Genomic DNA, 19,853 nt, shown 5'->3' on the forward strand with positions numbered 1-19,853 from the left:
TAAAAAAATATTAATAAGGAGGAATACAATGAATAAAAACAAGAAACTAGCCTTTACATTAGCAAAGCTAATTGGATTAGTACAAACTATTGTGTTAATTGTTCTAATTATAGTAGTCTCTGTTCAAGTTTCAAATTCAAGTTCGAGAGAAATTTCATCCAGATTTAATACTACAGCTGAACTTAATGCTACTAAAGTACAAAACATTCTAGATTCTGCATTTAATTTATTAAACGATTTACAACATTATATTATTCGTACATATGAAGACTATAACGAACCTCTTATGATTGAAGGAAAATCAAGTCCTAATAATAATTGGAGTTCTATATTAAACGAATATATTTCTGCTGAAAATTACACTGCTGAAAATTATTTTTTACACACCGCTTGGAGTGCTATTGAATATAATGAAAATTTGAGCGGATTTGGGCTTTACTTTGAACCATATGCATTTGATTCAACTCAGGAAATATATGCATTTGAAGTTTACGGTGAGCAGGCACACAATAATACTGCAATTATAATAGATGAATATTCAGATTATGCAAATAAGGATTTTTATATTATGTCTAAAAATACAGGGAAAACATATATTACTAATCCTAAATTAATAAATAATCAATTAGTTATTACGGTATCACTTCCTATTATGTATCAAAATCAATTTAAAGGTGCTTTAGCTGTTGATATTGATATTCAGGCTTTTTCAAAAACTAAAATTAATAGTTCAACTTATCAAACATTATTTTCTGCTGTCTGTGATAATAACTGGACTATAATTTATGATTCAATGACAAATGATAGCATAGGATTAAATGTACGTGATTACGTATCAGAGGAAGATGTAATAGAATGGACAAATTTAGCTGCACAAAATCGTCCTTTTTCTCTTGTTACAGACTCTCTTAACGATATGGGGTATGAAGACAACGCATCTCAACAAAGATATTTATATCCTGTTCGTGCTGGAGATAATATTTGGTGGGCTCATGTCGAAATTGATCGAGATGAAATGCTCAGTTCTTCAACCAATCTTACTATCACAATTATTGTAATTTCATTTATATCATTGGTAATTTTAATAATGTTCATTATATATTTATTAACTCGATCACTTAAGCCTTTAACTTCACTTCTAGCAGCAGCAGATCAAATGTCTAATGGTAATTTAGACCTCAAACTAAATATACACACTAACGATGAAGTCGGTCAACTTGGAACTGCATTTATTAAAATGAGTAATATATTACAAACAATGATTCAAGACATTCAATTTATACTTTCCGAAATGGCAAAAGGAGATTTTACGGTTACAAAGAAAACTAAAGCAAATTATATTGGTGCATTTGCTCCAATTAAATCTTCATTACTCGAAATAGGTGATGTGCTAAGCAATACCTTATCGAATATATCTTCTGCTGCTCTAGAGGTCAGTAATGGCGCTGAGGAAATTGCCACTGGTGCAACAGAACTTGCTGACGGAACGGTCGAACAAAGTAAAATTATTCAACATTTTAGTACTTCTACCGAAAATATCGCAACCTTAATTAAAGATTCTGTAGTCAACGTACAAGAAACCGCTAAAATTTCTCAAGAAGCAAAATCTAAAGCTGATAAAGGCACTCAAATTATGGAAAACATGTTAATTTCTATGAATACTATTAATCAATCTAGTCACACAATTTCTACTGTACTAAAAACTGTTGAAAGTATTGCTGGACAAACCAATCTTCTTGCATTAAATGCAGCAATAGAAGCAGCGCGCGCAGGAGAAGCTGGAAAAGGGTTTGCTGTTGTTGCAAGCGAAATTAGAGAATTAGCAAATCGTAGTAGTGAAACCGTAAAAGAAATTGATGATATAATTAAAGTGAGTATAAGCGATGTTTCTAAAGGACAAAAAATGGCTAATCAAACTTCTGAGAGTCTACATGATATTGTAGAAACTATTGCACAAACCAGTGCTCTTGCAGTTATTCTATTAGAAGCTGCTGCTCAACAACAAACTAGCATAGAAGAACTTTTAGCAGGAACCAAACAAATTGCTCATCTAATTCAATCAAGCTCTAGTACAGCTGAAGAAAGTGCCGCTGTAAGTGAAGAATTAGCTGCACAAGCTGAGCATTTAACCAGTATGATGCAATTTTTTAAAGTAGATTAATATAACGCAGCCTTAATTTATTCATCCTCATTTACAGTAACTATGGCATATATAAAAAATAATTAGTAGTTTTTCCTAAAAATAGTTGTATATTTTCAGTACTTGTATTAAAATAAAAATACCTTTATGGTAAATTTTATAATTAATGGAGGCAATAAAATGGTTAATGGACTTACCAATATACCACCAGTCAAATTTGAAGGACGAGATAGTAAAAAAGCTCTAAGCTTCAAATATTATAATCCTGACGAAATGATTCAAGGCAAAAAAATGAAAGATTATCTTAAATTTGCAATGAGTTACTGGCACACTTTGTGCGGAGATGGTACAGATCCTTTTGGATCCAGTACAATTGATAGAGATTATAGCGGTCAAACCCCGATGGAAAAAGCAAAAACAAAGGCCGATGTTGCCTTTGCTCTTATGCAAATTCTTGGCATAGAATATTTTTGCTTTCACGACTTGGATATTGCACCTACTGGAAACAGTCTGAAAGAATTGAAAAATAATTTAATAGAAATAACAGACTATATCAAAGGATTAATGGATAAAACCGGTATCAAGTTACTCTGGGGTACTGCTAATTGTTTTAGTCATCCTCGTTATATGAATGGTGCAGGGACTTCACCACAAGCTGATATTTTTGCATGTGCTGCAGCACAAATAAAAAATGCTATAGATGCAACGATCAAACTCGGTGGAACAGGATATGTATTTTGGGGTGGTCGTGAGGGATATGAAACTTTACTAAATACTAATATGGAAATTGAACTTGACAATATGGCAAAGCTAATGCACATGGCCGTTGATTATGCTCGTTCCAAAGGATTTACAGGAGATTTCTATATTGAACCAAAACCAAAAGAACCTACAAAGCATCAATATGATTTCGATGTTGCAACCGTTGTTGGATTTTTAAGAAAATATGGTTTAGATAAAGATTTTAAAATGAATATTGAAGCAAACCATGCAACTCTTGCAGGGCATACATTCCAACATGAGCTTAATGTTGCTAGAGTAAATAATGTATTTGGTTCCATTGATGCCAATCAAGGCGATCTTCTGCTTGGCTGGGATACTGATCAATTCCCTACAAACGTTTATGACACAACACTTTGTATGTTAGAAGTTATTAAAGCAGGCGGATTTACAAATGGTGGATTAAACTTTGATGCAAAAGTTAGGCGAGCATCATATACTATGGAAGATATCATTTTAGCTTATATTTCAGGTATGGACACATTTGCACTCGGTCTAAAAATTGCCAATAAGATTATAGAAGATGGTAGAATTGATGAATTTGTATCCAGAAGATACGCAAGTTATAAAACTGGAATTGGGGCCGACATTATTGCTGGTAGAACAAATCTTGAAGAACTTGAAAAATATGCACTTGAATTGCCTCCTGTTGAACCTCATCCTGGTAAACAAGAATATCTTGAAGCAGTGTTCAATAATGTAATGTTTACGGTTTAATAAATACTATCAAGGTTCAAGTCTTCTTGCACCTTGAATATCAATTCTTTTGGAGGAGTTTTCTATGAACCCAATATTATCTGGATTTTATCCAGATCCATCTATATGCAGAGCAAACGACACATTTTATATGGTAACTAGTACCTTTGAATATTTTCCTAGTGTCCCAATATTTAAAAGTAAAAACTTAATCAATTGGGAACAAATTGGTCACTGCATATCAAATGAAAATTATGTAAAACTTACTAATTCTAAAATTAGTGGTGGAATTTTTGCTCCTACCATTCGATATCACAATGAAATATTTTATATGATAACAACTGATGTTTCTGGAATTGGTAACTTTTTTGTAACTGCGACAAATCCTGCAGGACCTTGGAGTGAACCTATTCGAGTAGATTTTAAAGGCATTGATCCTAGCTTATATTTTGAAGGTGAAGATGTTTATTGTAATACAACCGGAATAGACAAAAATGGTAATCGCGGAATTCAGATGGCTAAAATTGATATCAAAACAGGACAATGTCTTGAAGAAAAACATTTTTTATGGACAGGTACTGGCGGAATATATCCAGAAGGAGCTCATATTTATAAACATGGCAACAAATATTACCTGCTTGTTGCTGAAGGCGGAACATCAATGGGGCATATGGAAACCATTGCTTATGCAGATAATATATATGGTCCTTACGAATCCAATCCTGCAAATCCAATCTTAACTCATAGAAATGTAGAAAGTAATATTCAAGGTACTGGTCATATGGATATAGTTGAAGCTGCTGATGGAAAGTTTTTTGCAGTATTTTTAGCCTTTAGATTAACAGAAAGCTATTTTCATCATCTTGGACGAGAAACATTTGTTGCACCTGTTACATGGAAAAAAAATGAATTTCCTATAATTAATGATAACAAACCTATTACTACCGAAATTGATATATCTCAATTTCCAGCAATACCAACTATTGTAAACAAAAGCTTCATAGATACTTTTTCAACTTCTCAATTAGACTTTAAATATAATTTTTTGCGTAAACCTTCATCTGTAAAGTATGAAATCAACAACGGTTTAATATTATATGGTAATAATATTTCAATAAACGAAATTAGTACTCCAGCATTTATCGGATTTAGACAAACTGAATTTAATGTAGAAATATTTTTTCACATAAAAGCCGAAATGCAGCTTGATGATTTTTGTGGTGTTACAGTATTTTATAATAGCACACGACACTTTGATTTATGCATAAGTAAGAAGTCTATTTGGCTAAAAAAAGTATTTGATGATATTAAAGAAGTTTCCTTTGAAACAAATACAACTGAAACAAATATAGTTTTATATATAAAAGCAGATGAATTTAAATATTATTTTGGATTTGGAGATACTGAACAAACCGCTGCTAATAACATTGTGGCAACAGGACTCACAAGACATGTTTCAACTGAAGTAGCTAAGATTACCTACACTGGAGTATATCTTGGAATGTTTGTTGAAGGCAGTTTAGAAAGTAAAATGACTGTTACAAAAATTAAATATAATGCATAGGAGCGAGATATGGAATATATTTTAGGCGTTGATCTTGGAACAAGCGGAACTAAAACAGTTTTATTTAATAAGGCGGGTATTAAAATTGCATCTAGCACTGTAGAATATGAATTATTTACACCTAAAAATGGCTGGGCAGAACAGAATCCTGATGATTGGTTAAGTGCAACTATTACTACTATTAGAGATGTTATAACAAAATCTGGTGTTGCAGCAACTGATATCAAAGGATTGGGAATTTCTGGTCAAATGCATGGACTTGTAATGGTTGATAAAAATGGTACTGTTATTAGAAATGCCATTCTATGGTGTGATGGTAGAACTGGCAAAGAATGTGCAGAAATAACTACAAAAATCGGAAAAGAACGATTAATTGAAATCTCTGCTAATCCAGCTCTTACAGGTTTCACTGCTGGCAAGGTTGTATGGGTTCAAAAACATGAACCTGACAACTATGCTAAGTGTCATAAAATGATGCTTCCAAAAGATTATATTCGGTTTAAACTTACTGGAAATTATGGAGCTGAAGTTTCTGATGCTTCTGGGACTAATTTATTTGATATTAATACTAAGCAGTGGTCCAAAGAAATTTTAGATAATTTAGATATTGATATAAATTTATTACCAGAAGTGAAAGATTCTGTAGATATTGCGGGTAATATTACAAAAGAAATTGCAAAGCAAACTGGACTTAGTACAAACACCATTGTATGTTATGGAGCAGCAGATAATGCCGCCGCTGCAATAGGAACGGGCGTTGTATCTACAGGCAAAGCTTTTACTACAATAGGAACTAGTGGTGTAATTTTTGTTCATTCAGACAAACCTTTGATTGACAAAAAAGGTAGAATTCATACTTTCTGTTCTGCAGTTCCTAATAAATATACTCTAATGAGCTGTACATTATCTGCTGGAATGTCATTAAAATGGTTTAGAGACAATTTATGTAGTGATGAAATCAATGTTGCTAAGAATCTTGAAAAAGATAGTTATGAACTAATTAATGAAGGGGTTGCTAACATTCCGATCGGTTCTGATAAATTGATATTTTTACCTTACTTGATGGGAGAACGTTCACCTATTCTTGACGAAAAAGCTAGAGGTGTATTTTTTGGATTAAATACCATTCACACTAAATATCATATGTTACGAGCGCTTATGGAAGGTGTTATGTTTTCTCAATGGCAATGTCTAAATGTAATGAGGGAACTAGGAGTTAAAACTAATCTTATGTATGCTTGTGGTGGGGGTGCAAAAAGTCCAATTTGGCGCACAATGATGGCTGATATGTATAATATAGATGTTACCACAGTTAAAAACGAGGAGGGACCAGCGTTGGGTGTTGCAATTCTTGCCGCAGTTGCTTGTAACATGTATGAAAATATAGAAATTGCTTGTGATACTATGGTGAAAATTAAAGAAAAGATTTCTCCTATTACTAATAATCATTTAGATTATATAAAATATTATGAAATTTATACACACCTATATCCAGCGCTGATAGCAAGTTTTGCCAAATTAAATGATATATAAAAATTTATTTTAATTTTGTACACAACTTTAAGGCAGATGATAGTTGTACTTGCCTTAAAGTCTATAATTAACCAAATAATGTTATTTTTTTGACCAGAATCAGTTTCCTATCATAATCTAGTTCCACTAAATCAGTAGGTTTAATACTTTCACTTTTATTTTCAAAATATTCAGCATCTGCATACTGTAACAACAAGTATACAAACTGTGAACAATACATAATATTTGATTTTGGCTTATATGATTGTTTAGAGAATAATCCTAATAAATTATAAGCACTTCCACTTAAATTTATTTCTCGAATCTTATCAATCATTTTTTGCTTTTGTTCTTTACTAACCTCTAATTTATATACATAAATAGAAGAATCTTCCTTTTTTAATAAATATTCTATCATTTCTGCATTTAATCCCGGTGGATTTATATATTCACCTCCATTATAACTTATTAAAGTATTAAGTTTACTATCAAATGCAATAGATACATGATTATAAGTTTTATGCGTTTTAATTGAAATAACTTTACTGGTTGGACTTCCAGTATCAGAAAGAACTATATAAATATGGTTATCTTGTATACTTTCTTCCAATTTTTTTAAATATTTTTCATTAAGAGTCCCTTCATTTATATATGAAAAAAAACTATTTCTTTTAACCTGTTCAATAACTTCTTCAATAACTTCTTTGGTTAAAACTTCTTTAGAATTTTTTAAAAATTCTATTTTATTGGATAAAATTTGATTAAATTCTTCTATCTTATCAAAGGACAAAAAGGACAAATTTGAATTTCGTTCTACATTAATATCAGAAAAAATATAAACTTTATCTAAGTTCAAATCCAATATTTCTTTTAAATAAAACGAAAAACCTAAAAATAAATATGAAATTAGCATGGTCATTTTTCCTACTATAAAATCTGTGCCATTTAAAATAAAAATACAATAGCAAACTTGAAGTGTTATTAGTGTCATATATGCTATAACAGTTAGTAATCTTTTCAGATTACTCTTAGATATGAAAATCATGTATGCTGTCAATAGCAAGTCAATAAATATATAAACTAAGCAAGAAGTTATTGGTCCATTAAATGATAATAAACAAATAGAGATTATTATTAAATTAAGTTTAAAAATTTGCCACTTCAACATGATATCCCCCCTAACTCTATTTTATCATGTTAAGTAATATACTGCAATATAGGCTTATACTATCAAATTATAAAAAATATATATTTATAATATTAGAAATTAACACTAAGATATTTTTTCATATTTATCAAACAGGAGTCAATGTATTTTAAATTGAATACACAAAAAATGTAATAAAATATACAAAAATTTAACAATAAATTTATTGACAAATCTAATTTTATAGTATATAATCAAGACAATTCTGTGCTAGCTGGGGAGGTAGCGGTGCCCTGTACTTGCAACCCGCTAGAGCAAGAGTGATGCTTTGTCTGCGGCAGTTGTTTGTTTGGTCTGCCCCTGAAAAGTGGTGTTGAGAGTTCAGTCTTACGCAATAAGTGCTTATGAACCGTGTCAGGTCTTGACGGAAGCAGCACTAAGTAAGTTTATTTATGTGCCGTAAGGGTGCTGGATTTGAGCTAACTGTCAGGGTAACGCTTGTGAATTGCTGTCAAAGCAAAGTGCACAGAATTATACATAACATGTCTTGGGCATGTTTTTTTTTGCTTAAATATCTAAAAAGGTTATAAAAATGGCCATTTTGGAAAAATTAAATAATAGCACATAAAGTATAATAGAAGAAGGTGAAATTTTGAAAGGTATAGTAGAAAAAATTTTTGGTACTCACTCTCAAAGAGAGTTAAAACGAATAGAACCTATTTTACAAAAAATTGAATCATATGATGAAGAAATGCAAGCATTAAGTGACGATGAATTAAAAGCTAAAACTGAAGAATTCAAAGAACGAATACAAAATGGTGAATCACTAGACCATTTGATGCCAGAAGCATATGCTGTCTGTCGTGAAGCAAGCGTTCGTGCATTGGGCATGAAACATTATCCAGTGCAGCTCATTGGTGGAATTATTTTACACTATGGACGTATTGCCGAAATGAGAACTGGTGAAGGAAAAACTTTAGTTGCAACATTACCAGCATATCTTAATGCTCTTAGCGGAAAAGGAGTGCATGTTGTTACGGTAAACGATTATCTAGCAAGTCGTGATGCGGCTGAAATGGGTGTATTATATAATTATCTTGGTTTGAGTGTAGGATGTATTTTAAGTAATATGGATAACAACAAACGCCGTGAAGCTTATGGTTGTGATATAACTTATGGTACAAATAATGAATATGGTTTTGATTATTTAAGAGACAACATGGTTTTATATGCAAAAGACATGGTTCAACGTGAATTAAACTATGCTCTTATAGATGAAGTGGATTCTGTTTTAGTCGATGAAGCTAGAACTCCATTAATTATTTCTGGTCAAGGTGCAAAATCCACTCATCTTTATAAAGCTGCAGATATTTTTGTGCGTAGATTAAAAAAAGGACAATTGCTTAGCGATGAATCTACTATGGCGACATTAATGCGCGAAGAAATCGAAGAAGAGGGAGATTATATCGTAGATGAAAAACAACGATCCGTAACTCTAACTTTAGAAGGTGTAAAAAAAGCTGAACAATATTTTGGTATCGAAAATTTAGCTGATCCCAATAATATGGAAATTCAACATCACATCACTATAGCGCTAAAAGCTCACAATTTGATGCATCTTGAAAAAGATTATATTGTGAATGAAAAAGAAGAAATTGTAATTGTAGATGATCATACCGGTCGATTAATGGATGGTCGAAGATATTCAGACGGGCTTCATCAAGCAATAGAAGCAAAAGAAAATGTAGAAGTAAAAAAAGAAAGTAAAACATTGGCAACAATAACTTTCCAAAACTTTTTTAATCGATATTCTAAAAAATCTGGAATGACTGGTACAGCTTTAACAGAAGAAAGTGAATTTAGAGAAATTTATGGCATGGATGTTATTGTTATTCCTACCAATAAACCTATTCTTAGAATTGATCATCCAGATGTTGTATATACAACAGAAGCTGGAAAATACAAGTCTATTATAGAAGATGTTAAAGAGTCCGTTATCAAAGGTCAACCTGTATTAGTAGGTACTGTAACTATCGATATTTCAGAACATTTGAGTAAATTATTAACTAAAGAAGGTATAAAACATCAAGTTTTAAATGCCAAATATCATCAACAAGAAGCTGAAATTGTTGCTCAAGCTGGCAAAAAAAATTCTGTCACAATTGCAACTAACATGGCTGGACGTGGTACTGATATAAAATTAGAAGAAGGTGTCCCTGAGCTTGGCGGTCTTAAGATTATTGGTACAGAACGACATGAATCTCGACGTATTGATAATCAATTAAGAGGACGTTCTGGTCGTCAAGGTGACCCCGGAGAATCGCGCTTTTATTTAGCATTAGAAGATAATTTAATGCGTTTATTTATGCCTGAAAGTACCCTTAAAATGTTTAATTCTCTCGGTATTCCAGATGATGAACCTATTACACATGGTATTATGACTAAAGCCATTGAGCGTGCTCAAACAAAAGTAGAATCAAATAACTATGGTATTCGTAAACATCTCTTGGAATATGATCGAATTATGAATGAGCAAAGAGAATTAATTTATGGGGAGCGTTATAAAGTTTTAACCCAAGACAATATCCGTGAAAACATTATGAACATGACTCGTGACGTAATTGATCAAGCAGTAGAGAATGCAACTGCTGGATTAGAGTATCCGGAAGACTGGGATTTGGCAAAACTTATGGAATATCTCAATGCTATTATTCCTTATGATAATTTAACATTCACTTCTGAAGAACAAAAAGATTTATCTGAGAAAAAATTAAAAGATTTGTTATTTGAAAAAGCGGAAGAAATTTATAAATTTAAAGAGGAAAATATCGGTGAACAAATGCGCGAAAATGAACGTGTTATGTTACTGCGAGTTATTGATCAAAAATGGATGGATCACCTTGATAATATCGAACAAGTGCGTCAAGGAATAAATTTACATGCCTATGGTCAACGTAATCCATTAGTAGAATATAAATATATAAGCTTTGATATGTTTGAGGAAATGACTGACAATATTAAGCAAGATACTGTTAAAGCTGTCTTCCACATCCCAATGCAAACTAATAGAGAAATTAAAAGAGAGTCTGTTTTTAAAAATGTCATTACCAATATACAAGATAATAGTACTCCAAAAACTCCAGCTAAAGCGGAAAAAATAAATAGAAATGATACCTGTCCTTGTGGCAGTGGCAAAAAATACAAAAATTGTTGTGGACAATAGTTTTTAAATAAAAATCATAGACATTAAAAGTATAGTATGGCGTATAAATGAGGTTATTATGGATAAAATTATAGGAAGTAATATGATTTTTTACGACGAAGTTGAATCTACAAATCAAATTGCAAAAGAATTAATAAAAACTAGCAATATTCAAAGCGGAGCCATTATTATAGCAGATACACAAACTTCAGGCAAAGGAAGACTCGGTCGTAGTTGGTCCTCACCAAAAGGTGAGGGAATCTTTATGAGCATAGTCGTATGTCCAACTTTAGCGATAAATCAAATTCCAAAATTAACATTAATATCTGGATTGGCTATGTGTCATACACTTAAAAATATATGTGGTAGTAACGACACTCGTATAAAATGGCCAAATGATATATTAATTAATGAAAAAAAAGTTTGTGGAATATTGTGTGAATTGGTCGGAAATAATACTGGAAAAAATTTCATTATTATTGGAATTGGCGTAAATGTAAATCAAACTACTTTTCCATCTACGCTTCCTTATGCCACATCTTTACGTTTAGAATATAAAGTCGAGTTTTCTAGACAAAGAATAATAGATGAATTTGCAAAAATATTTGATGAAATGTATAAAACATATCTGATTGAAAAAAATCTTTCTCCTTTTATCAAAGACTATGCTAATTTATGTATAAATACAGGAAAAAAAGTATATGTAAATACAGAAAATACAACTGAGATAGTTACTGTTGAAAAAATTAATGAAGAAGGATTTTTAGAAGTGATTGATATGTATGGGAATAAACATGAAATTCAAAGTGGAGAAGTTTCAGTACGAGGTATTTATGGTTATGTATAATTAAGTTTAAAATGCTGAATCAGTAATATATTCAGCATTTTTTATGTATCTATTTTTTAAAAATTTCTATATTGTCTGCACTTTCGCCCCAATATAAAGTACGACCTTCTAATTCATAATACATATCCACAGATATGTCACCTACTATGTATAGCATTTTAGTTGGAGATAAAATTTCATAATATGCATATTTTGGATTAGTACCTACCCTAACATTACCGTTTTTTTCAAATTTTATATTTTCATTGGTACTAGTAGAAGTCCATTCGCCTAACAACTGTGGATTAAAATATTTATATGCAAAATTAATTGTTATACCAAGCGTCAATAATATAGCGATTAAACATCCTCCAACTAATATGTATATTTTTTGATTTTTTAGATTGATTTTCATTTGTAAGTTCCTCCTAAATACATTAAAAAATATTTTAAAGGTATTATACTATAAAAAATATGATTTTTCAATAGGTATTTTATAAAGGAGCCATAACAAAAATGGCTCTACTGGCATTCGATTTGACTATTTCTCCTTTATCCACGTGAGGCTGTATAAAAAAAAGTGCTAGTGTTAGTATAACTGCTAAACATTTTTTCATTTGTTATCCTCCTTGTGTTTAAACATATGCCTATAATTAGTCTAACCTTTTTTTTGTTTTTTATTGTAGTAATCTTTTGACAATTATTTTATAATGGTATTTGACAACTTTAAAGAATACCTTTAAAGTATATATAACTACAGCATTCAGTTAAATTTTGAACTTGAAAACTATATTTTATATAAATTTATCTGCATATGTGGTATAATAAGGTATATTATTAATATTTTGAGAAAGGATTAATACTTTATGAACAATAACGAATCAAACGCTTTAAGAAATGCTTTTGCAGTTGGAGATAATTTCTTAAATACATTGCCTGAGAAAATGCTAATAAACATAATCGCCAATTTATCTGACGACTCTATATTTGTACTTGATGTTCATACGTCTCTTATACAATATTATGGAAACTATTTTAATACTGAGCTTGGATCAAATAAAAGGTCTATACCTCTTGGATATGAGGCTAAAGAAGGTTTAGTTCATGAGGATGATACAGAATTATATTTAAAGCTTATTAGAAATATGCAAAAGGGGCGCTATGAAGAATTAGATATCCGATATTTAATTCCAAACGGAACCTATGAATACTATACTTCTTCTTATCAACCCATATATGATAAAAATGGAGATTTAAACTTTGTAATTGGAAAGACTATAAATATAAATAAAGAAAAAATGTCTAGTGATGAATTTCGACTAGATCTTTTAACTGGCTGCTTTAATAAAGTCAGTGCCGAGCAAATGATTGCATCAAAATTAACAGAAAAGAAAGAATTAAAACATGCTCTTTTTATACTAGATATAGATAATTTTAAGGTCATTAATGATTCCTTTGGGCATTTATTTGGTGATGATGTTTTAAAAGAAGTTGCAAAGGATTTGAAAAAATTATTTAGAAGCAATGATGTCATTGCAAGAATAGGAGGAGATGAATTTGTTATTTTCTTAGAAAATGTTCCAAATGTTGATTTACTTGTTGCACGTAGTACAAAAATTATTGATGCGCTTAATAAGCATTATTCAAATGGAGACAACGTTTATGAAATTTCAGCTAGTATTGGTGTCGCTCAATACCCTGAAGCTGGAACCACATACCGACAAATCTTAAAATCTGCTAATGATGCATTATCTCTTGCAAAAAATAATGGTAAAAAACGTTTTGTATTTTCCACTGACCCAATTGCTCATACAAAAGTCATGTCTCCTCTTAGATTTGAGACTAATGACATTATTGCTGGATTATATTTTGATCATGACTTAATTTCCTCTGTTTTCAATATTTTATACGAAACAGGTTGTGAATTATCTAGTATTAATTCAGCACTTCGATTGATAGCACAAAAATATAATGCTGATAGATGTTATATTTTAGAAACATTTGATGAAGGTGAAACATACCATGCAACTTACGAGTGGTGTAGAAAAAATGTTGTTCGAAAACTTAGCTCACATTCACATGTTGATGTTTCAGTATTAGAGGATTTATTTCTTGCTTCTCATAATGGTATGATTTATTCAAAAGATTTTTATGCAACATTTAGAAACTATGGTGATTTTGAAAAAAGCACTTACCAAGGTACACACTCTTTTTTACACTCTCAAATAAAAAAAGAAACTTACGTGAAATTTATACTTGGTATAGATGACTGCTCATTGCCTAGAGTTTGGACAGCCAAAGAAGTAAATACTCTACAATATATGTCTAAAATAATCTCTCTAATGATTGAATCATCAACCCTTGTATCTGAACTTAATCACTTAAATTATTATGATCCATTAACGCATGTAAAAAATCGTAATAGCTATCGTGATACTATGCAAGATATTAATAAGTTTGATATTACATCTTTAGGTGTTGTATATATCGACATTAAAGGACTAAGTTCAATTAATTATGCACGAGGTACAACCTTTGGAGACGAAATTTTAGTTAGAGTAGCAAATCTTTTAGAGACTATCTTCGGTAATAATGTTTATCGCGTAGGAGGAGATGAATTTGTTGTTATAGTTCAAAATGTCAGTGAAGATGTTTTTGAAAACAAGGTACAACTCCTTGATGGAAAAGGTCGTGAAGAAAAGGACTATAAATTATCCATAGGATATACCTGGAATAGACATATTGAAACACATGATGAACAAATCAATTCTCTTTCCCATAATAAATATAGCCTAATTTTAACTAAGGGGCTAGAGTCCGAAATAGCAGAAGGCAAATTTGTTGTTTTCTTGCAACCTCAAATTGACATGCAAACCGATGATGTTACTAGTGCAGAAGCATTAATTAGGCGAAAATACGCAGATGGTCGTATCCAGCCTCCTATTATGTTTATCCCATTCTATGAAAAAGAAGGTATTATTTCTAGAATTGACCTTTTTGTACTAGATACTGTCTGCAAAGCTATAAATGAATGGAAAGAAATTCGACCTGACAAAGAATATAAAGTCTCTGTAAACTGTTCTCGTTCCACTATTACGGAAGATGATATCGTAGATAGATTTGCTCAGGTTTGCCAAAAAAATGGCGTTTCACCTTCTTTAATTGTTATTGAAATAACTGAAACTATTAATTCTACAAATAACCTTAGGTTATCAGAAATTATTTCTAATTTTATAGAAGCTGGATTCTTAGTTTCTCTCGACGATTTTGGAAGCGGATATTCAAATCTTTCTACTTTTGTAAAATCTCGTTTCGACGAATTAAAAATTGATATGCAACTAACAAACAATCTACACCGTGATGAAAAGTCTAAAGTCTTGACCGAAGTCGCTCTTAATCTATGCGAAAGACTTGATGGCTTAACTTCTGTTGCAGAAGGAATAGAAACCAAAGAACAATATGATATTTTAAAACAAATGAATTGTGTAAAAGGTCAAGGATATTATTTCGACAAACCAATGCCTATAAATGAATTTACAGATAAGTATGTGCGTTTATCTTAATCTATTGAATAAACAAATTGATTTTTTAGCTCTTTCTCTTTTTTAGAGGAGGAGCTTTTTTGGAACAAGCAGTCAAATAATACATTGACAACGATATTATATTTCATTATAATAGTAATCAATATACTAACTAATATAATGTTATTACTATATACTTAAAATTTAAGGAGGCGATTTTTTGAATACACAAAACATTTTAAATATTATGAATATTCAACTTAACGAAGTTTCAGAGCAAGAAAGTCTAAGTAATACTATTTTATTATTACTCGTGACCCGCGAAGCAGATGAAACAATAATTTCTAAATTAACTATAGCAAATGAATCAGATATACCCATTTTATTAAAAGAAATATTTCATTCAGTTGCAATGAATGAATTTTTACGTTTACCTATACAATATTTAAGCAAAACTAATTTAAATAATGAGACAATAAAAAAAATTTTTACCGATATAAATCATTGGAAATTAAATAAAACTCAATATACTGAGGCAATCAATTATGTTTTTACAATTATAGAACGTACATTGCCTATATACAGTACACCTTCATACATTAATGAATTATTAATTAAATTACTGGAGCCTATAGGCGGAACTTTTTATTCAGGTACTTTAGGTATTGCATCTACTATGATTATGGCATATCAATACGCTGCTTATCTTGGAAATACTTTAGAAATTTACGGTCAAGAAATTAATTTACAAATCTACGCGCTTGCAGTTATTAGATTATACGTCAATGGAATCTCATCACATCATATATTAGCATCTGATATGCTTACTTCTCCTATAATTAACAATTTTGACTATATTGCAATACACCCTCCTGCTAACATTGAATGGAAAGATAAGCAATCTCAAATTATCGACAGACCAGATTTATATAGTTTTGGATTTCCTCAAGTTACTACTTCTGATTGGCTTTTTTTATCACTAGCATTAAAATTACTAAATAAAACCGGTAAAGCAGTAGTACTTACCCCTGTGGGTTCTTTATTTAGAACCGGAATGGAAGAAAAGCTTAGAACTAGAGTTATTTATTGTGATTATATAGAAGCAATTATAGAACTTCCAGAAAGAATCGTTACAAATTCATCTACTAATTTCGCTATAATAATATTTAACAAGAATAAATCTATCAAATTAAAAAATTCGATTCAATTCATTGATGCTACACAATTATATGAATCTCAAAAACGTGCTAAAAGAGCTTTAAGTATAGATAATATAAATGAAATAGTAAATATTTATAAATCTCAAACAGATATTGTTAACCTTAGCACAATTGTTTCTTTAACTAATCTTCGGTCTTCCAATATTTTGCCTAGTAAATATGTAACCAAAACTTCGTTTTTAAGTAATATTTATGGTGAAATTAAATTATCTATGCCCAATATAGTTTCAAACAAGACTTTAGATGATGTAGGAATTTTTTTCAGAGGCATAAATATTTTACGTAGTTATCTCCAAAATCCAAATGGTGATTTTCGAGTTATTAACCTTGCTAATGTAGAAGACGGAGAAATTAATATGGCAACTTTAACAACATATGAAGTAGATAATCGTGCTAGATTAGATATGTACCGTGTTCAAGAAGGTAATTTGATTATTTCAAATAGAGGGACCTTAAAGATATGTATAGTTCCAAAACATAAAGGCAATTTATTAATTTCCCAAAATTTTATAGGTCTTAGATTGCATAAAGGATATAATCCAGAATATATTAAACAATTTTTACAAAGTCCTTTAGGAGAATATCTTATTAATACAAAAAGAGCAGGTAGCGCATCCCAAATAATTAATATCCGAGATTTAAAAGAAATTCCATTTATTGAACCATTAACTCAAAATCAAACCGAAATTATAGACTCATATAATACTAAACAACAACAAATAGTCACTAAAATTGAAAAATTAGAATTAGAATTATTAACTATGAGAAATAAATTATATGACCAAATGGGAATTTCAAAATTTTTTCAACTATAAATATTTTTTTTCCTTATTACACAAAGGTCGGAAAATTTTTAATATACACTTTCTTCGCGTACTATTTCTACCGCACGTCTTAATTTATCTAAATTTCCATGTATATTATAAATATCTCTAAATATAAATTCTGCTTTACAATTATTTTTTCGTATAATATCCATAGAAATTTTTATATATTTTCTGAATGCTTCTTCATCAAAAGATTTTTCAGCTCCCAAAAAACAGGGGGGAATTTGCTTAGAATATATAATTCCTCTTTGAGAGAGTCTTGGTGCAATAAATTGTTCATCACATAACGCAGAAACAGAAACTTTACGTAAGTTTTTTATTTGATCTATATTATTTTCCCAAAAATTACTAATAGGTTCACGACAGCCATAGTATATCATTCCAAACTCTTCAGCAACACGTTTGGTTTCTGGCAATATAAACTCCTTAAATACTTTTGATGATACCTCAAAAAATTCTTGAGCATTTATATGACCCCATGTATCACTACTTTTTACAATTCCATTAAATCCCTGCTGCGGGAGTTCATGACTAAAACAATAACTACCACCTATATAATTATTTTTATTATTCAAACATATACAACGTTCATGTTCTTGAAACCTCAGTAACCTGATAGTATCATTTGCTAAAAATGTCATTAAATTTTTAAATTCTTCAGGTTCTCTTGTGATTGAATAAAACATATTATCTCGACCTAATAACTCCAATGCTTGTTGTGTTAAACTACAATTCCAATGATTAGTTGTATTTACTGGAACTACATCTAAAATATCTCCTAAAATATTTTGAATTTTATGCTTCTTAACTTTCAGAGCTTGTTGTTTATATGTATAGTTACTAAATGAAAGTTTTTGAAAATCTTGTTTCAAAGATCCCAAATGAGGTTTGATATAAAAATTTTGACCATCAAATGAACATATTTTATGACTATCTAATCCATATCTTAATCCCTCTATTTCAAATTTTAGAGGATAATAGTTAGGAACTATTTTATCATCACCAAACAGATTATATGGAATAATATTCCTTAAAAGTTCCTCTTCTATTTCTCTCGTTAAAATATTTTCACAGAATAAATCAGGTGAAATATCTTTCCAAAAAGTTAACTCTTCCATTACAATCATTGGTATATCTCCTTTTAATTCATTATGTGCATACCAACGGTCTGTTTTTTCTGCCATGATAGGCAAATTAGCTAGTTCCCGCTGTTCTTTTGCCAGCATACGTAAATACTCACGTTCCCGTTTATTAACCATATAATCCCTCCATTTATAACACACTTTATTACAATACAGTTATATGTTAAATATAATTTTACATATATAATGATTTATAAATTTATATTTCAATAAATTTATTTTTTATATAAATATTATATAATACATATTATTTTTCTGCAACAAAAAAGACCTAGTTATATAGGTCTTTTCATTCCATTCTTATCGTAACATTAAAACTACTTCTATCTCCTCGATATCTAGCAATAGAATATTCTATAGGAACACCTTCTTTATTTTTACCTACTGTATAAAAAAGTTGTATAGGCTTCCCTTTTTTTATATCTAATAATTTCATGTCTTGCTCATTTGCTTCAGTTACTTCAATTCTTCTAGTTACTTGTACAACTCTAGTGTCCAAATTTAATGATAAAAGATCATATAAACTTTCTTTTTCCATCTTGTACTTAATCAAAAATGAGCATCTCTCAAATGGTAAATATGTGATAATAGTAACTATAGGTTCTCCATCTACCATACGTCTACGATGCATATATAATATATCTGCTCCATTTGCTAAATTCAAAACTTGTGCAATATACGATGTAGCTTTAATTTTTTTAAATCCCAGAATTTCAGTTGTTGGAATTTTGCCAAGTCTTTGCATCTCACTATTGAAGCTTTCTATTTGTTGTACAAAAACATGATGCAGTTTCTGTTTTGCAACAATAGTCCCTTTTCCTTTTTGACGTGTCAAATAACCCTCTCTGACCAAATCAAGCACTGCTTGCCGTACAGTAGTACGACTTATATTATACATGTTACTCAATTCGAGTTCAGTGGGAATCATTGTACCAACAGGATAAAAGTTTGATTCTATATCGCTCAGTAGAATTTGTTTTAATTGATAAAACATAGGAATAGGTGCTAATTTGTCAATGGTTTTGGTTTGTTTATCCAAAAAAATATCTCCCTTCTACTAGATAGTAAATGTAATATTATCTTATATTTCATCGAAAATCAAGATAACAACGTAGATAGCCAAAATCTTTATACATCTATGTTAAAAATATTTCATAAAAAACATCTATATGTATTCTAATAAATATTAAAAAAATCAAAAAAAATTTATAAAAAGCTATTGACATAACACAAAAATGCTGGTATCATAATGTTGTAACATTGATACATAAAATTT

At 30.2% G+C, this 19,853-nt stretch carries 13 protein-coding genes and 1 other RNA gene; 9 read left to right on the forward strand and 5 right to left on the reverse strand.

The window, feature by feature from the left end:
* Positions 1 to 28 precede the first annotated feature (28 nt).
* The 4 genes from PCY70_RS00930 (at position 29) to xylB (ending at position 6,713) form a co-directional block, all read left to right on the forward strand.
* Positions 29 to 2,161: a methyl-accepting chemotaxis protein gene (locus PCY70_RS00930; protein ID WP_305768090.1), complete on the forward strand. Its 2,133-nt coding sequence runs from the start codon at positions 29 to 31 to the stop codon at positions 2,159 to 2,161.
* Between the two features lie 159 nt (positions 2,162 to 2,320).
* On the forward strand, positions 2,321 to 3,637 hold the full coding sequence (gene xylA, locus PCY70_RS00935; protein WP_029487833.1) for a xylose isomerase: 1,317 nt from the start codon (positions 2,321 to 2,323) through the stop codon (positions 3,635 to 3,637).
* Between the two features lie 64 nt (positions 3,638 to 3,701).
* Positions 3,702 to 5,180, forward strand: a complete 1,479-nt coding sequence (locus PCY70_RS00940) for a glycoside hydrolase family 43 protein (RefSeq protein ID WP_044149300.1) — start codon at positions 3,702 to 3,704, stop codon at positions 5,178 to 5,180.
* A gap of 9 nt (positions 5,181 to 5,189) precedes the next feature.
* Positions 5,190 to 6,713: a xylulokinase gene (gene xylB / locus PCY70_RS00945; protein ID WP_305768091.1), complete on the forward strand. Its 1,524-nt coding sequence runs from the start codon at positions 5,190 to 5,192 to the stop codon at positions 6,711 to 6,713.
* Between the two features lie 67 nt (positions 6,714 to 6,780).
* Here xylB and PCY70_RS00950 read toward each other — a convergent pair whose 3' ends face one another.
* Positions 6,781 to 7,860: a hypothetical protein gene (locus PCY70_RS00950; RefSeq protein WP_010166334.1), complete on the reverse strand. Its 1,080-nt coding sequence runs from the start codon at positions 7,858 to 7,860 to the stop codon at positions 6,781 to 6,783.
* A 244-nt stretch (positions 7,861 to 8,104) separates the two neighbouring features.
* Here PCY70_RS00950 and ffs point away from each other — a divergent pair.
* From ffs to PCY70_RS00965, 3 genes are all read left to right on the forward strand, one after another.
* An RNA gene (gene ffs / locus PCY70_RS00955) (signal recognition particle sRNA large type) lies at positions 8,105 to 8,368 on the forward strand.
* 123 nt (positions 8,369 to 8,491) lie between these two features.
* Positions 8,492 to 11,062 carry a preprotein translocase subunit SecA gene (gene secA / locus PCY70_RS00960; RefSeq protein WP_010166332.1) on the forward strand — a complete coding sequence of 857 codons (2,571 nt, stop codon included), beginning with the start codon at positions 8,492 to 8,494 and terminating at the stop codon, positions 11,060 to 11,062.
* Between the two features lie 58 nt (positions 11,063 to 11,120).
* Positions 11,121 to 11,888, forward strand: coding sequence for a biotin--[acetyl-CoA-carboxylase] ligase (locus PCY70_RS00965; protein ID WP_010166329.1), 768 nt, complete (start codon positions 11,121 to 11,123; stop codon positions 11,886 to 11,888).
* 49 nt (positions 11,889 to 11,937) lie between these two features.
* Here the strand turns inward: PCY70_RS00965 and PCY70_RS00970 are convergent, their stop codons facing one another.
* Entirely contained in the window at positions 11,938 to 12,282 is a 345-nt protein-coding gene (locus PCY70_RS00970) for a hypothetical protein (protein WP_010166327.1), read from the reverse strand.
* Positions 12,283 to 12,361: 79 nt separating this feature from the next.
* On the reverse strand, positions 12,362 to 12,484 hold the full coding sequence (locus PCY70_RS00975; protein WP_010166325.1) for a hypothetical protein: 123 nt from the start codon (positions 12,482 to 12,484) through the stop codon (positions 12,362 to 12,364).
* 249 nt (positions 12,485 to 12,733) lie between these two features.
* Between PCY70_RS00975 and PCY70_RS00980 the strand changes: the two genes are divergently transcribed.
* Both PCY70_RS00980 and PCY70_RS00985 read left to right on the forward strand, forming a co-directional pair.
* Positions 12,734 to 15,430: an EAL domain-containing protein gene (locus tag PCY70_RS00980; protein WP_010166322.1), complete on the forward strand. Its 2,697-nt coding sequence runs from the start codon at positions 12,734 to 12,736 to the stop codon at positions 15,428 to 15,430.
* A 178-nt stretch (positions 15,431 to 15,608) separates the two neighbouring features.
* The gene (locus tag PCY70_RS00985; RefSeq protein ID WP_305768092.1) at positions 15,609 to 17,423 is read left to right on the forward strand and encodes an N-6 DNA methylase; all 1,815 of its coding nucleotides are present in this window, start codon (positions 15,609 to 15,611) and stop codon (positions 17,421 to 17,423) included.
* Positions 17,424 to 17,461: 38 nt separating this feature from the next.
* Here PCY70_RS00985 and PCY70_RS00990 read toward each other — a convergent pair whose 3' ends face one another.
* Together PCY70_RS00990 and PCY70_RS00995 are read right to left on the reverse strand one after the other, a co-directional pair.
* On the reverse strand, positions 17,462 to 18,694 hold the full coding sequence (locus tag PCY70_RS00990; RefSeq protein ID WP_305768093.1) for a hypothetical protein: 1,233 nt from the start codon (positions 18,692 to 18,694) through the stop codon (positions 17,462 to 17,464).
* A gap of 172 nt (positions 18,695 to 18,866) precedes the next feature.
* Complete coding sequence (locus PCY70_RS00995; protein ID WP_305768094.1) at positions 18,867 to 19,616, reverse strand: GntR family transcriptional regulator; 750 nt, start codon at positions 19,614 to 19,616, stop codon at positions 18,867 to 18,869.
* Between the last annotated feature and the right edge of the window lie 237 nt (positions 19,617 to 19,853).

The organism is Candidatus Epulonipiscium viviparus (assembly GCF_030708075.1).
Classification (GTDB): Bacteria; Bacillota; Clostridia; order Lachnospirales; family Cellulosilyticaceae; genus Epulonipiscioides; species Epulonipiscioides viviparus.